Source organism: Micromonospora echinospora (assembly GCF_014203425.1).
In the GTDB taxonomy this organism is placed as follows: domain Bacteria; phylum Actinomycetota; class Actinomycetes; order Mycobacteriales; family Micromonosporaceae; genus Micromonospora; species Micromonospora echinospora_A.
Genome location: NZ_JACHJC010000001.1, coordinates 6,086,398 through 6,101,068 on the forward strand (window position 1 = coordinate 6,086,398; position 14,671 = coordinate 6,101,068).

Below are 14,671 nucleotides of genomic sequence, written 5' to 3' on the forward strand. Positions count from 1 at the left end.
ACCGGGGTCCGACGTGGACGCCGAGGTGGTGTCGCTCCCGCCGGACGAGGGCAGCGTCGCCGGTCCGGAGTGGTCCGACGACGGGCCGGGCGAGACGCACCACCACAGCCGCGCCCTGCCGCACCACCCCCCGGCGGAGACGCGGGACCACACTCCGGCCGGGACGCACGACGCCCCGGACGAGGCGCACGACACCCCGGATCAGGCCCACCAGGACGCTCGCGAACTGGCCGCCCGGTTCGAGGAGGAGAAGCCGGGCCGGGTGCTCGCCGGAGGAGTCGGCTTCCTCTTCACCGGCGTCACCGTCGCGGTCGGGCTGCTGACGCTCTGGCAGGTGTTCTTCCCGCTGGCCCAGGGCAGCAAGTACTACCTCATCTTCTTCCTCGCCGGCATCCTGCCAATGGTGTTCCTCGCGTACCCCTCGGGGGTGCGGCTGCGGCGCACCAAGGCCGACACGGACGACGCGGACGACGCGGACGACGCGGACGACCGGCGCGGGCCCACGCCCGTGGACTGGCTGCTGGCCCTCGCCGCGCTCGTGGTCTGCCTCTACCCGGTGCTGCCGGTCGCCATCGGCGCGGGCGGCGGCGGATACGACGCCTTCCTGGACCGGCAGGGCCTGCTGGATCCGCTGGACATGGCGTTCGGCACCGGCCTGCTGCTCCTGCTGCTGGAGGCGTGCCGGCGCACCACGGGATGGATCCTGCCGGCGGTCTGCGTGCTGTTCCTCGGATACGGCTACTACGGCGGGCTGCTGCCGCAGGCCTGGCCGGTGGCGCACGCGGGGCTCGACTTCGGGCAGCTCGTCGACGCGTTCTACAACTCCGACAGCGGCTTCTACGGCACGCCGCTCGACGTGGCCGCCTCGTACATCGTGCTGTTCACCATCTACGGCGCGGTGCTCGACCTGTCCGGCGCGGGCCGGTTCTTCGTGGAGCTGTCCGCCGCCGCGTTCCGCCGCTCCCGTACGGCCGCCGGGCGCACCGCCGTCGCGTCGGGCTTCCTGCTCGGCACGGTCTCCGGCTCCGGCGCCGCCACCACAGTCAGCATCGGCGCGGTGACCTGGCCCATCCTGCGCCGCGCCGGCTACCCGGCCGAGCGCGCGGGCGGCATGCTCGCCGCCGCCGGTGTCGGTGCGATCCTGTCCCCGCCCACGCTCGGCGCCGCCGCGTTCATCATCGCCGAGTACCTGGGCGTGTCCTATCTCCAGGTGCTCGGCTGGGCCACGGTGCCGACGATCCTCTACTACCTGGGCATCCTGCTCTCCGTCGAGATCGACGCCCGGCGCTCCGGGGTCCGCCCGGTGGTCATCGACACCGGCTCGGCCTGGCGGCTGCTGGCCCGCTTCGGCTACCACTTCCTCTCGCTCCTCGTGATCATCGTGGTGCTGGCGCTCGGCGCGTCGGCGATGCGCGCGGTGGTCATCGCCACCGCCATCGCCGCCGTGCTGTCCTTCCTGGACCGGCGGCACCGCCTCACGCCGGCCCGGCTGGTGGCGGCGCTGCGCGACGGCGTACGCGGGGTGCTCGCGGTGAGCGCTGTGTGCGCCGCGGCCGGCATCATCACCGCCACCACCACGAAGACCGGGCTCGGGCCGCAGGCCGCCGCGCTGCTGATCGACGGCGCGCAGGCGGTCAGCTCGGAGCCGGCAGTGGTGCTGGCGCTGACCGCGGTGCTCGCCGCTGTCGCGCTCAGCCTGCTGGGGCTCGCGGTGCCGGTCACCGCGTCGTTCGTCATCGGCTGGGTGATCATCGGCCCGGCGCTGCTGAACCTGGGCGTCGCGGCGCCCGCCGCAGCCATGTTCGTCTTCTACTTCGCGGTGTTGTCCGAGGTCTCGCCGCCGACCGCGCTCGCAGCGGTCGCCGCCGCCGCCGTCACCGGCGGCCGCCTGGTGCCGACCATGTGGCAGACCCTGCGGTACGCGCTGCCGGCGTACCTGATCCCGCTGGCCTTCGTGATCACGCCGACCGGCCTCGGGCTGCTCGGCATCGGCGGGGTTGGGCGGATCGCGACAGCCGGTCTGGTCTCCGCGCTCGGCGTGGCGGTGCTGGCGGTCGCGGCCGGCGGCTGGCTGCCCGGCGTGGGCCCGGCCGGCGTGCCGGAGCGGATCGTCGGCGCGGTCGCCGGGCTGGTGCTGCTCTGGCTGGAACCACTGCCCATGGCGATCGGCGCGGCGCTCGCCGCGCTCGCGGTCGCGGGCGTGTACGTCCGACGTGGCGCCGCCGGGCACGCCGGCCGCCCGGCGGTCGAAAAATCCGTGGACCTTGGGGAGGAGAAAGAGTGGGACGTATCGACGCGAGGATAGTGGCGGGCGTCGGGGCACTTGTCCTGGTCGCCGCCGGTGCCGCCGGCTGCGGGGGCCGTCAGGACAGCGCGACGAAGGACGACGCCGCCCGCGAGGTCAGCTGCAAGGTCACCAAGGACACCCGGGTCGGCATCGCCACCGGCAACGCCACCGGCGTCTACTACGTGGTCGGCAACGCGCTCGCCGGTGAGCTGAGCAAGACCACCGACGGCAAGCTCACCGGTACGGCGGCGGAGACCGGCGCCTCGGTGCAGAACGTCGAACAGCTCGTCGCCGGCCAGTACGACGTGGCGTTCTCGCTGTTCGACACCGCTGTCAACGCGGTGCAGGGCAAGGGGAGCTTCACCGCGCCGCAGCCGGTCAAGGCGCTGGCCCGGATCTACGACAACTACACCCAGGTGGTCGTACGGGCCGACGCGGGCATCACGTCGGTGGCCGACATGAAGGGCAAGAAGATCTCCACCGGCTCGCCGAAGTCCGGTACCGAGGTCATCGCCAACCGGCTGCTCACCGCCGCCGGGCTGGACCCGGCAAAGGACGTCCAGGCGCAGCGGCTGGACCTCACCAAGACGGTCGACGGTATGAAGGACGGCAGCATCGACGGCTTCTTCTGGTCCGGCGGCGTGCCGACCGGCGGGGTCACCGACCTGTTCACCACGTCCGGCGACAAGGTGAAGTTCGTCGACATCAGCCCGCTGCTGCCGAAGATGGCCGAGCTGAACCCGGCGTACCAGGCGGGCACCATCGGCAAGGACATCTACCGGACCCCGGCCGACGTGCCCACCATCGTGGTGCCGAACGTGCTGCTGGTGCGGGACAACCTCGACGCCGACGTGGCCTGCGCGATCACCCGGACGGTCTTCGACTCCAAGGACGCGCTGGCCCAGGCGAACCCGGCGGCGAAGGGCATCGAGCTGGGCAACGCCCGCAAGACCGACCCGGTGCCGCTGCACCGCGGCGCGGAGCGGGCACTGAGCGACCTCGGCGCGAGCTGACCTGAACGGGCCGGGTCCGGACGCGCGTCCGGGCCCGGCCCGCCCGACCCGACCCGGAGACCCCCGTGCCGCTGCCCCATCCGGCTCGCGTACGCCGGCACCACCGCTCCGCGGACCGAACCGGACGCCTGCGCTCGGTCCGCGTCCAACTGCTGGCCCCGATCCTGGTCGCCACGGCCGGGCTGGTCGTGCTCGGCGCGGCGCAGACCGACGCCGCGCTGGACGCGTCCACCGACGCCGACCGGGCTCGCGTGCTCGCCGGCACCGCCACCGCGACCGTACGCCTGGTGCACGAGCTGGAACGCGAGCTCGGCGAGACGGCCGCGCTGCGCCAGCGTGGCGGCACGTCCGGCCGCCCGCTCGTGGACGCGCAGCGGCGCCGGGTGGACACCGCTGTCGAGCGCTACCGCGCGGCGCAGGGTGACGCCCGCCGGGCCGCCCCCAACCTGACAGCCGTGCTCAACGACGCCAGCCGGCGCCTGGACAAGCTCGCGCCCACCCGGGAGCAGGCGGTGGCCGGCGCGGACGCCGATCCGGCATACGTGTCCCTCGTGGAGTCCTTGCTCGCGGTCGCGGACGCGCTGCCGAGCCAGCTGCGCGACGCCGACCTGGCCAACCAGGCCCGTGAGGTGGCTTCGGTGGCCGCCCAGGAACACCTCTCCGCGCTGGAACGCGACCTGCTGCGGGCGGTGTTCGTCAGGGGCGGACTGGAACGCGGCGAGCTGGCCCGGCTGGGCCGGCTGCGGGGTGCGCGGGAGCAGCGGCAGGCCGAGTTCCTGCGGATCGCCGCCGGACCGGCGAAGACCGCCTGGTACCGCGTGGTCGACGGCGCGGACGTGACAGCGGCCCGGCGGATGCGCGACACGGTGCTCGACACCGACGGCACGCCGGAGGCGCTGAAGACCGACGGTGACGCCTGGTACGTGGCGCAGAGCGGCACGATCCGCCGGTACAACCTGCTCGGCCGGGACCTGTCCGACGGGCTGGACCGGGACGCGGCCGACCTGGCCGCCGCGGCCCGGCTGCGCGCGGTGCTGACCGCCGGGGCGACGAGCACCGTCGCGCTCGGCTCGCTCGTCACCGCCGTGCTGCTGGCGGTACGCACGAGCCGCCGGTTGCGCCGGCTGCGGGTGGCCGCGCTGACCATGGCGAACCGGGAACTGCCGGAGCGGATCACCGCGATCGCCGCTGGCGAGCGGGCGCCGGCCGATGGTCCGGCGACCCGGATGACCGACGGGATCCGGCGGGGTCAGGACGAGGTGGCGCAGGTCGCCGAGGCGTTCGACACGGTGAACCGGGCCGCGCTGCGGCTCGCCGGGCAGCAGGCCGAGTTGCGGCTGGACGTGACCCGGATGGCGGAGGCGCTGGCGCGGCGCATCCGTACGCTCATCACCCGGCAGTTGCGGCTGCTCGACGACTTCGAACGCGAGGAGACCGACCCGGACGCGCTGGCCCGGCTCTTCGCGCTGGACCACCTCGCCGCCCGGCTTCGGCGCAACGGGGAGAACCTGCTGGTCCTCGCCGGTGGCGAGCCGGGCCGGGGGCACGAGGGCGCGTTGCTGCTGGACGACGTGGCACGGGCGGCTGCCTCCGAGATCGAGGACTACCCGCGGGTGGAGATCGACGTGCCGACCGCGGCGGTGCACGGCGCGGCGGCCGGCAACCTGGTGCACCTGCTGGCCGAGTTGCTGGAGAACGCCACCGTCTACTCGCCGCCGGAGGCCCGGGTGCTGGTGGACGGCCGGCGCACCGTCGACGGGCTGGTGCTGCGCGTGCACGACCAGGGCATCGGCATCAGCGAGAGCCGGCTGGCCGAGATCAACGACCGGCTCGCCGCGCCGGCGATGCTCTCCAGCGCCGCCGCCGGCAGCATGGGCCTGCACGTGGTGGCCCACCTGGCGGCCCGGCACGGGATCCGGGTGCAGTTGCACAACCCCGGCGCCGGCACGGTGGCGCAGGTGGACGTACCGGAGTCGGTGCTGACCCGGGTCGAGTCGGTGGCGTCCCGGCCGCCGGCCGAGCAGCGCCCGCACCGGCGCGGCGCGCCGTGGTTCAAGAACGCGCCTGTCCTGCGGCCGCAGGTCGGCTCCCGCGACCTGGTCACCAGCGCCCCGGCGGCCGGAGGGCCGGTGCGCGGCGTCGCCACGGTACGTGCGCCGGGTGGCGCGCTGCTGGCGCCGAGCACGGCGCGGATCAGGCCGGTGAGTGTGCCCCCGGCGCCGGTGTCGACCACCGCCGCCGGGCTGCCGCGGCGGCCGCTGGGCGGGCATCTGCCGGGGTCGATGCCGCCCGCCGCCGCGCCGCCGCCCGCGACCGACCTGCTCGACCCCGAAGTGGTACGCGCCCGGCTGTCCGCCCTCGCCGAGGGGGTGGCCAGCGCGACGCGCCGTGCCCCGAACGTCACACCACCCAACGGGAGAAGACCATGAACCCACCCGCTTCCACCGGGCTCGACTGGCTGCTGGCGAACTTCGCCGAGCAGGTGCCGGACGTCTCGCACGCGCTCGCGGTCTCCGAGGACGGGCTGCGGTTGGCGTCGTCGCCGGATCTCTCCACGGACCAGGTCGACCAACTCTCGGCGGTGATCAGCGGCCTGGCGAGCCTGACGGTGGGCGCGGCGCGGCTGATGTCCGCCGGCCGAGTGCGCCAGCAGATCGTCGACATGGACGGCGGTGTGATGCTGGTGATGGCGGTCGGCGAACGGGCGCTGCTCGGCGTGCTGGCCGCGCCCGGCTGCGACCTGGGCCAGATCGGTTACGAGACGGCGACGCTGGTGCAGCGGGTGGCGGAGGCGCTGGAGCCGGCGGTCCGCCGGTGAGCCGCCGCCCGGTGCGGCTGGTGGCGGCGCTGCTGGCGACGGTGCTGGTGGCCGGCTGCGGCGCCGAGGACACCACTCCACAGGCGTGGCACGGGGGGCGGATCTTCCTGGCCACCGGCAACACCACGGGGGTCTACTACCAGCTCGGCGGCGGGTACGCCGACCTGATCACCCGGCACGTGCCCGGGTACGAGGCGCGCGCGGAGCCGACAGGCGCGTCGGTGGAGAACATCACCCGGGTGGCCAGCGGTGACATGGAGATCGCGTTCAGCCTGGCCGACACGGCGGCGGACGCGGTCGACGGCCGCGGGGCGTTCGACAAGCAGCCGCAGCCGGTACGTGCGCTGGCCCGGGTCTACAGCAACTACACGCACGTGATCGTCCGTACCGACGGCAAGATCGAGAGCTTCACCGACCTGCGCGGCAAGCGCGTCTCGACCGGTTCGCCGAAGTCCGGGACCGACATCATCGCCGGGCGTCTGCTCACCGCCGGCGGCATCGACCCGAACACCGGCATCCAGCGGCTCAACCTGTCGTTACCGGAGACGGTCAAGCGGATGCGGGCGAACACCCTGGACGCCATGTTCTTCTCCGGCGGTCTGCCCACGCCCGGCGTGAAGGACCTGCTCTCCTCCGCGCCCGGGAAGTTCCGGCTGCTGCCGCTGAACGAGCTGATCGAGCCGTTGAGCGCCCGGTTCGGCGGCGTCTACACCACCGCCACGCTGCCGAAGGAGGTCTACGGCACGGCGGCGCCGACGCCCACCATCACGGTGGCGAACGTGATCCTGGTGGCGGCGGACATGCCGGAGCAGCTCGCGTACGACCTGACGCGGGTGCTCTTCACCTGGCAGGGCGACCTGATCCAGGTGCACCCGGAGGCGGCGAACTTCAACCGGGCCAGCGCGGCCGCGACCGGCCCGATCCCGCTGCACCCGGGCGCGGCCCGGTTCTACCGCGACGGCGGCTGAGCGCGGGGCGGTCCCCTACGGCGTCCAGTCGCGCCGCAGCAGGCCGTAGAGCGCCATGTCGACGAAGCCGTCGCCGTCGTACCCGCGTTCCCGCAGGGTGCCCTCGTGGACGAAGCCGCACCGCTCGGCGGTACGCCGCATCGCCGTGTTGCCGGCCAGCGTCTCGATCTCCAGGCGCCGCAGGTTGCGGTTGCGGAAGCCGTACCGGCAGAGCAGCCGGATCACCTCGGTGCCGTGACCCTGGCCGCGCGCCTCGGGCAGCAGCGTGATGCCGAGGTGGGCGAGCCCGTCGAACGTGTTGATCCCCCACAGCACGCCGGTGCCGAGGAACGTGCCGTCGGCGACGGTCTCGGCCAGCAGTGACACCGGAGCGCCGGCTTCCGGCTGCTCGGCGGCGCGCTTCTCCAGCCGGGCCCGGACCTGCCCGACGTGGTGCGGCAGGAACGGCTCGTCGTCGGTGATCAGGTGCAGCTCCGGGTCGCTGTGCAGGCGGAACAGGTCCGGCGCGTCGTCGGGGGTGGGCGGGCGCAGACGGACGCGCTCGGTGGCGAACATCCCGCGACGCTAACCGCGGAAGGCCGGGTCGACAACCGGATTTGGCCACCCTACCGACCGGTCGGTAGGGTGGTGGGCATGACGCCGCTCGTGCTCGCCACCGCCCTGACCAAGACCTACGGGACACGTGACGCCCTGCGCGCGCTCGACCTCGCCGTCGCGCCGGGCAGCCGGTTCGTCGTGCTCGGCCACAACGGCGCCGGCAAGTCGACACTGCTGGAGATCATCGCCACCCTGCGCACCCCGACGTCGGGCTCGGTCAGCGTCGGCGGCTTCGAAACCGTGACGCAGGCACGGGACGCGCGGCGCCTGATCGGCCTGGCGCCGCAGTCGAACGCGCTGGACCCCCTCGCCACCCCGGCGGAGGTGCTCGACTTCCACGGCGTGGCGCTCGGGCTCGGACGCCGGCAGCGAGCACACCGGACCCGGGAGCTCGTCGACCTGTTCGGGCTGGGCGAGCACCGGTCGTCCCGGGTGGCAAAGCTCTCCGGCGGCACCCGCCGCAAGCTGGACCTGGCGGTGGCGCTCGTCGCCGAGCCGGCAGTGGTGATCCTGGACGAGCCGACCACCGGCCTGGACCCGCTCGCGCGCATCGACTTCTGGACCGAACTGACCCGCCTCAACCAGGGCGGCACCTCCCTGCTCATCTCGACCCAGGATCTGCACGAGGCGGACGTGCTGGCCACGGAGATCGCGGTGCTCCGGGAGGGCCGGGTGGTCGCCCAGGGCTCACCGGCATCGCTCAAGGGACGCGTGGGCGTCCGTACGCTGACGCTCGACCTGTCCGACGCCGCCGCCGCGACCGCACTCGCCGCCGCGTCCGAAGCCGGCTTCCGCGCCGACCCCGACCATCCGGAACGGGTACGCCTCAGCGTCCCGGACGACCCGCGCGCACTGACCGCTGCCCTGCACGAAGCCGGCGCGATCGCCGCCGACATCACCCGGCTCCACCTCGCCGAGCCCTCCCTCGACGACGTCTTCGTCGCCCTCGCCGCCCGCTTAGGCGTGACCCACCGCACCCGAAAGGCCCGACACCGTGCTCCCGCTCGCGCTCACCCCGCCCCGCCGCTCCCCGGCCCCGGTCGTCCTCGCGGCGATCAGACGCTCGACCCGGGCCGTGCTCCGCACCCCGGCGCTGCTCGTGGCCCCGGTCGCCCAGTCCCTGTTCTTCCTGCTCGTCTACGCCGGACAGCTCGACGCCGTGGGCAGCACCTACCTGGGTGGGACGAGCTTCATCGCGTTCCTGCTGCCGCTGATCCTGCTCACCGGCGTCGCCACCGGCGCGGGCGCGGCCGGCACGCTCGTGCTGGGCGACATCACCAGCGGATACCTGGACCGCCTCCGGCTCGCCCACGGGACCACGACGCCGTTCCTCGTCGGCCCGGTCGTCGCCGCGCTGATCGCGGTCGTGCTCCAGATGGCGGTGACAGTGGCCGGGGCCACCGCGATCGGCTACCGGCCGGCGAGCTGGTCGGGCGTCGCCGGGATGCTGCTGCTGATGCTCGCGCTGGGCCTCGGCGTCGCGCTGCTGAGCACGGCGCTCGCCATCCGGTCGGGCTCGGCGTCCACCACCAACCTGGTCACGCTCGTCGTGTTCGGCCTGTCGTTCTTCACCGGCGTGTTCGCGCCGGTCGACGAACTCGCCGGCTGGATGCGGGTGATCGCCACGGTCAACCCGCTCACCTATATCGTCGACACCGCCCGGCAGCTCGGCGGCGGCACGCCGCTCACCGCGGCCCCGATCGGCGTCGCGGCGCTCGCCGCCCTCGCCGTCGCCGGAACCGCCGCCTGCGCCCTCGCCCTTCACCACGCCAGGAAGAACCGATGAGCCCCACCGACACCCGCACCCAGATCATGGACGCCTTCGCCGAACAGCTCGCCGCGACCGGCTACCAGGGCATCTCCCTGGTCGCCGTGGGCCGCAGCGTCGGCATCCAGAAGCCGTCCATCTACCACCACTTCCCGGGCGGCAAGGAGGATCTCTACATTGCGGTGGCGGAGCGGTACATCCGCGACGTCGGCGCGCAGATCTCCGCGGCGCTGGCCGGCCCCGGCGACGTGCCGCACCGGCTGCACGCGCTCGCCACCGTCGCCGCCGGGCAGCACGGCGACGCGATCACCTTCGAGCAGCGCATCTACGACACGCTGCCGCTCGTCTCCGCCGAGACCAGCGAGCACGTCTCGGGCCTCTACGTCGCCCTGATGCTGACGCCGGTGACCCGGTTCTTCGCCGACGCCCGCGCCGAGGGCGCCGTCACCGGCGAACCGGAGTTCCTGATGAACGCGTTCCTGCACCTGGCCCGCGCGGCCGACCTCACCGACGAGACCGGACCCGCCCGGGTCGTCGCGCTGTTCCTCGACGGCGCCCGCCCACGTGCCTGAACCAGAGGTCGACGTCCTGAAGGTGTAGACCTCAGACGTCGGTGGGGGTGGTGGCGGCCCGCGCCGCCGCTACCAGCCGTGCGGTCTCGGCGGCCACGTCCTCGTCGTCCGCGGGCGTCCCCGGGTCGTAGCGGACCGTCCAGGTCAGGCCGTCGACCCCGGGCACCCGCCGGGCCGCGATCCGGCCGGAGCCGCCGGGCATCTCGTGGTGCGAGGTGTACGCCACCGAGCCGGTGACCCGGTCCCGGACCTGGTGCGGCAGGTCACCCGGGTCGACGAGCAGGTACGTCTCGGGGTTGCTGTCCGCCACCACCAGGTATCCGTCGCGCTCGGCGACCGGCTCGGCCGGGGTGACTGTCAGTTCCCGGCCGGACCAGACCGCCTTGAGGATGTCGTGCCAGCCGAGGCGGTCCACCCGGCCCGGCAGCCAGAGCCCGCGGTTGCTGGCGACCAGCACGCCGTCGTTGCCGCCCTCGCCGGTGCCGGCGGCGGCCCACGCGAGCACCCGCTCGTCGGCGGCCAGCGGCGGCCGGTCGGCCGACGGGAGTTTCGGCCGGCGGTTGAACAGTCCCATCACAATCCTCCGGCGGCCTGCTCGCGCAGTGCCCGTGCGTGCTGTTCCAGCGAGAGCAGTTCCCCGAACAGGGCGAAGTACTCGTCCTTGTTGCTCACCGGGTTGATCCGCTGGATCTTCGACTTGAGGTCACGGATGCGGCCGGTGACCGAACTCCACTGGAGCCGCGCCATGGTGATCGAGACGTACCTCGGGTCCGGCTCGCCGTCGATGCGCAGCGGATCCACCGCCAGCTCACCGATGAGCGCCTGCCCGGCCAGGTCGTCGCAGGCGTCGCGGACCCGCTCGATCCAGACCGCGCCGCCGGTGGCGGCGGACGCGCCGCCCGCCGCGGCCACCGCGGCGCGTACCGAGACGTGCACCGGGTGCTGGTAGTCGGTCACCTCGACCGCGTCGAACATCGGACCGGCCAGCACCGGCTCCTGCAACGCCAGCTTCAACGCCTCCCGCTCCACCATGGAGCGCGGGCTGTCCACAGCGGGCGCAGTCCGGCCGGGGCGCGCGGACGCGCCAGGCGTCCCGGGCGCCGGTTGCCCGTGCGCCGCGCCGAGCACCGCGCGCTGCACGGGCTCGATCTCCATGCCGAGGTCACCGGCGAGCTTGCGCACGTACTCCGGGCGCTTCTCCCGGTCCTTGATCTTCGCCACGAGAGGCGCGGCGCGGCGCATGGCCTCGACCCGGCCGTCGACGGTGTCCAGGTCGAACCGGCTGATCACGTGCCGGAGCGCGAAGTCGACGAGCGGTTCACGGCGGGCCACCAGGTCGCGCACGGCCAGGTCGCCCTTGGCCAGGCGCAGATCACACGGGTCCATGTTGTCAGGGCTGACCGCGATGAACGTACGCCCGACGAAGCGCTGGTCGTCCTCGAACGCACGCAGCGCGGCCTTCTGACCGGCGGCGTCACCGTCGAAGGTAAAGATGATCTCGCCGGCCCGCTCGTCGCTGTCGAACAGCACCCGGCGCAGCACCGAGATGTGGTCGCCGCCGAACGCCGTGCCGCAGGTCGCCACCGCTGTCGGCACGTCGGCGAGGTGACAGGCCATCACGTCGGTGTAGCCCTCGACCACCACCACCTTGCCCTGCTTGGCGATCTCCCGCTTGGCCTGGTCGATGCCGTAGAGGACGTGCGACTTCTTGTAGATCGGCGTCTCGGGGGTGTTCAGGTATTTCGGGCCGTCGTCGTCGTCGAAGAGCTTGCGGGCGCCGAAGCCGATCACGTCGCCGGTGATGTCCCGGATCGGCCACATCAGGCGGCGGCGGAACCGGTCGATCAGCGAACCGGAGCGGGCCGGCCGGGACAGGCCGCCGGTGACCAGCTCGTCGTGGGTGAAGCCCTGCTGACGCAGGTGCTTGGTGAGCAGGTCCCACCCGTCGGGGGCGAACCCGCAGCCGTACCGCTCGGCGGCGGCCCGGTCGAAGCCGCGCCCGGCGAGGAACTCGCGGGCCGGACGGGCGCCGGCGGTGGTGAGCTGGGCCCGGTAGAAGTCGACGGCGGCGGCGTGCGCGGCCACCAGGCGCTGCCGCTGCCCCTGCTGCGGGCGGGCACGCGGCGTGGACCGGTCTTCCTCGACGTAGCGCAACTGGATGCCGGCGCGGTCGGCCAGCCGCTCCACCGACTCGACGAAGCTGAGGTGCTCGGCGTCCATCAGGAACTTGATCGCGTCGCCGCCGACCCCGCAGCCGAAGCAGTAGAACACGTTGCGGGCGGGCGAGACGTTGAACGACGGGCTCTTCTCGTCGTGGAACGGGCAGAGCCCCTTGAGGTTGCCGCCGCCGGCCGACTTGAGCGTCACCACGTCGGAGATGACATCCGCGATGGCGGTGCGCTCACGGACCAGCGCGATGTCCTCGTCCCGGATCCGCCCCGCCATGACCGCCACCCCCTCGGCGTACATCCTGCCCTGCCGGACCGACGATCCGGCGGCCGGGGGGACGGGCGTGTGGCCGACCTCGCCCGCCCCGCCGGTTCAGGCAGAGCGGGCGGCGGCGGGGTCGCCGATGCGCGGGAACGGCTCGATGGAGAAGACCACCTCGACCGGCACCTCGAAGTACGCGGCGATGCGCAGCGCCAGGTGCAGGCTGGGCCGGAACTCGCCGCGCTCCAGGTAACCGACGGTCTGGTAGTGCACACCGAGCGCGTCGGCGAGCTGCCGCCGGGAGATGCCCCGTTCGGCGCGCAGCACCGCGATCCGGTTGTGCACGGTCTCGCTCATCGACGCCCTCTCATCCGACCCGCTGCATGGCCCGCTCCCGCCGGGCCGCGACCCGCGAGCCGGACTCCCGGCGGGCCATCCGGCGCAGCACCACCGGGGCAAGCACGAGCCCGAGCACCGCCCAGGCGCCGAGCACGCCGACCGTCTCCAGGTGCCGCCAGGAGCCGCCGAGTTCGACAGCCGCCAGGTCGCCCGGGAGCAGCGCCGAGCGCATGCCCAAGCCTAGCCAGTAGAGCGGGAACACCTGGGCGACGCCCTGGAGCCAGCCGGGCAGGCCGTTGATCGGATAGAAGATGCCGGACAGGGCGATGAGACCGAAAATCGGCATCACCACCAGGCCCATGTTGCGCGGGTTCTCGATCAGTGAACCGATCACCGCGCCCAGCGGCAGCGTCGCCACCAGTCCGAGTGGCACCACCCAGGCGAGCGTGAGCCAGGCGCCGGGGTCGCCGAGCCGCAGCCCGTCGAGGAAGAACAGGCCGGGGGTGAGCTGGATGACCACGCCGATCAGCGCGACCGCCGAGACCAGCACGATCTTGCCGACCAGGTAGCCGAGCATGCCGTCCGGGATGGCCTTGGCGCGCAGCAGCGTGCCGTCCTCCCGGTCGATGACGAGCTGGTTGGCCAGCCCGAGCAGGCCGCCGAAGAGCAGGCCCATGCCGAGCGCGCTGGGCAGCGTACGGGCGCCGAGGGAGAAGTCCGTGCCGGGCACCGTCGAGCCGCGCATCCAGAACACGGCGACCAGCAGCACCACTGTGGGGAAGAAGTAGGTCCAGAGATCCTGGCCGTTGGTGAACGTGGCACGCAGCTCGATCACGCCGCGCCGCAGCCCGGCCCGCAGCGCGTTGGTGGTCGGGTTCATCGGTTCGCCTCCTGCTGCCACACCCGTTCGGCCCGGCCGGTACGGATGCCGGTCTCCTCCTCGTGCACGAGCGTCAGGTACGCGTCCTCCAGGCTGGCCCGGCGCACCTCCAGCTCGCGTATCCGGTCGCCGTGCTCACGGAACAGGTCGCGCAGGAAGGCGGTGGCGTCGGCGGTGGCGTGCACGTACCGCTCGCCGTCGCGGGTCCAGCGGACCTCGGCGTCCCCGGCGACGCGCCGGGCGAGCTGGTCCGGTGAGCCCTCGGCGATGATCCGGCCGCCGGCCAGGATGAGGATGCGGTCGGCCAGCTTCTCCGCCTCGGCCAGGTCGTGCGTGGTCAGCATGATCGTGGTTTCGTCCAGGTCGGCCAGGCGGTGCACCAGCTCGTGGAACTCGCGCCGCGCGGCCGGGTCGAAGCCGACAGTCGGCTCGTCCAGGAAGAGCAGTTCCGGCCGGCCGACGATGCCGACCGCCACGTCGAGGCGGCGGCGCTGGCCACCGGAGAGCCGGGCCACCCGGCTGCCGGCGTGCGCGCTCAGCCCGACGGTGTCCAGCAGGTCGTCCACGGGCCACGGGCGCGGGATCCGGTCGGTGGCGTACGGCGCGTAGAAGTCGCCGAGGTGGGCGAGCAGGTCCCGCACCCGCCACTTGCCGTGGTCGCGCCAGGACTGGAGCACCACGCCCAGCCGCGCGCGCCACCGCTCGTCACCGCGGGCCGGGTCGGCGCCGAGCACCCGCACCGCGCCGGCCGAGGGCAGCCGGAAGCCTTCGAGGATCTCGATGGTGGTGGTCTTGCCCGCGCCGTTGGGCCCGAGCAGCGCCAGCACCTCGCCCCGCCGGGCGGTGAGGTCGACGCCGTGCAGCACGTCGACGGCGCCGTAGCGCATGCGCAGATCCCGCACGTCGAGGACGAGATCCTCGTCGGGAGGTCGGGGGGACGCGACGGCCCCCGGGAGTTCGACCGCAGTCATGCCTCGGAATGTAGCATCCCTACTACAA

At 73.5% G+C, this 14,671-nt stretch carries 13 protein-coding genes and 1 pseudogene; 8 read left to right on the forward strand and 6 right to left on the reverse strand.

Going from position 1 to position 14,671, the window contains the following annotated elements:
- Positions 1-13: 13 nt before the first annotated feature.
- The 5 genes from FHU28_RS27280 (at position 14) to FHU28_RS27300 (ending at position 7,086) form a co-directional block, all read left to right on the forward strand.
- Complete coding sequence (locus FHU28_RS27280; RefSeq protein WP_184687389.1) at positions 14-2,305, forward strand: TRAP transporter permease; 2,292 nt, start codon at positions 14-16, stop codon at positions 2,303-2,305.
- Positions 2,281-3,300 (forward strand): TAXI family TRAP transporter solute-binding subunit, encoded by a 1,020-nt coding sequence (locus FHU28_RS27285; protein ID WP_184687392.1) that lies wholly within the window; start codon positions 2,281-2,283, stop codon positions 3,298-3,300. Before FHU28_RS27280 ends, FHU28_RS27285 begins: the two co-directional genes overlap by 25 nt.
- Positions 3,301-3,365: 65 nt before the next feature.
- On the forward strand, positions 3,366-5,729 hold the full coding sequence (locus FHU28_RS27290) for a sensor histidine kinase (protein ID WP_184687395.1): 2,364 nt from the start codon (positions 3,366-3,368) through the stop codon (positions 5,727-5,729).
- Complete coding sequence (locus FHU28_RS27295; protein WP_073831211.1) at positions 5,726-6,118, forward strand: roadblock/LC7 domain-containing protein; 393 nt, start codon at positions 5,726-5,728, stop codon at positions 6,116-6,118. Before FHU28_RS27290 ends, FHU28_RS27295 begins: the two co-directional genes overlap by 4 nt.
- Positions 6,115-7,086 (forward strand): TAXI family TRAP transporter solute-binding subunit, encoded by a 972-nt coding sequence (locus tag FHU28_RS27300; protein WP_184687398.1) that lies wholly within the window; start codon positions 6,115-6,117, stop codon positions 7,084-7,086. Before FHU28_RS27295 ends, FHU28_RS27300 begins: the two co-directional genes overlap by 4 nt.
- A gap of 15 nt (positions 7,087-7,101) precedes the next feature.
- Here the strand turns inward: FHU28_RS27300 and FHU28_RS27305 are convergent, their stop codons facing one another.
- Complete coding sequence (locus FHU28_RS27305) at positions 7,102-7,641, reverse strand: GNAT family N-acetyltransferase (RefSeq protein WP_184687401.1); 540 nt, start codon at positions 7,639-7,641, stop codon at positions 7,102-7,104.
- A gap of 78 nt (positions 7,642-7,719) precedes the next feature.
- Here FHU28_RS27305 and FHU28_RS32885 point away from each other — a divergent pair.
- From FHU28_RS32885 to FHU28_RS27320, 3 genes and pseudogenes are all read left to right on the forward strand, one after another.
- Positions 7,720-8,244, forward strand: a pseudogene (locus tag FHU28_RS32885) (ABC transporter ATP-binding protein); the annotation flags it as partial.
- A 433-nt stretch (positions 8,245-8,677) separates the two neighbouring features.
- Entirely contained in the window at positions 8,678-9,469 is a 792-nt protein-coding gene (locus tag FHU28_RS27315; RefSeq protein WP_184687403.1) for an ABC transporter permease, read from the forward strand.
- Positions 9,466-10,023, forward strand: a complete 558-nt coding sequence (locus FHU28_RS27320; protein ID WP_184689959.1) for a TetR/AcrR family transcriptional regulator — start codon at positions 9,466-9,468, stop codon at positions 10,021-10,023. Before FHU28_RS27315 ends, FHU28_RS27320 begins: the two co-directional genes overlap by 4 nt.
- Positions 10,024-10,054: 31 nt before the next feature.
- On the opposite strand, the gene FHU28_RS27325 is transcribed toward FHU28_RS27320, so the two are convergent.
- The 5 genes from FHU28_RS27325 to FHU28_RS27345 form a co-directional block, all read right to left on the reverse strand.
- The gene (locus tag FHU28_RS27325; RefSeq protein WP_184687406.1) at positions 10,055-10,597 is read right to left on the reverse strand and encodes a hypothetical protein; all 543 of its coding nucleotides are present in this window, start codon (positions 10,595-10,597) and stop codon (positions 10,055-10,057) included.
- Positions 10,597-12,492, reverse strand: a complete 1,896-nt coding sequence (gene dnaG, locus FHU28_RS27330; RefSeq protein ID WP_184687409.1) for a DNA primase — start codon at positions 12,490-12,492, stop codon at positions 10,597-10,599. Before dnaG ends, FHU28_RS27325 begins: the two co-directional genes overlap by 1 nt.
- A gap of 72 nt (positions 12,493-12,564) precedes the next feature.
- Positions 12,565-12,810 (reverse strand): helix-turn-helix transcriptional regulator, encoded by a 246-nt coding sequence (locus FHU28_RS27335; protein ID WP_013287928.1) that lies wholly within the window; start codon positions 12,808-12,810, stop codon positions 12,565-12,567.
- A gap of 10 nt (positions 12,811-12,820) precedes the next feature.
- Positions 12,821-13,672: an ABC transporter permease gene (locus FHU28_RS27340; RefSeq protein WP_073831205.1), complete on the reverse strand. Its 852-nt coding sequence runs from the start codon at positions 13,670-13,672 to the stop codon at positions 12,821-12,823.
- Positions 13,669-14,643, reverse strand: a complete 975-nt coding sequence (locus FHU28_RS27345; RefSeq protein WP_184687411.1) for an ABC transporter ATP-binding protein — start codon at positions 14,641-14,643, stop codon at positions 13,669-13,671. The genes FHU28_RS27340 and FHU28_RS27345 overlap by 4 nt, the downstream gene beginning before the upstream one ends.
- Between the last annotated feature and the right edge of the window lie 28 nt (positions 14,644-14,671).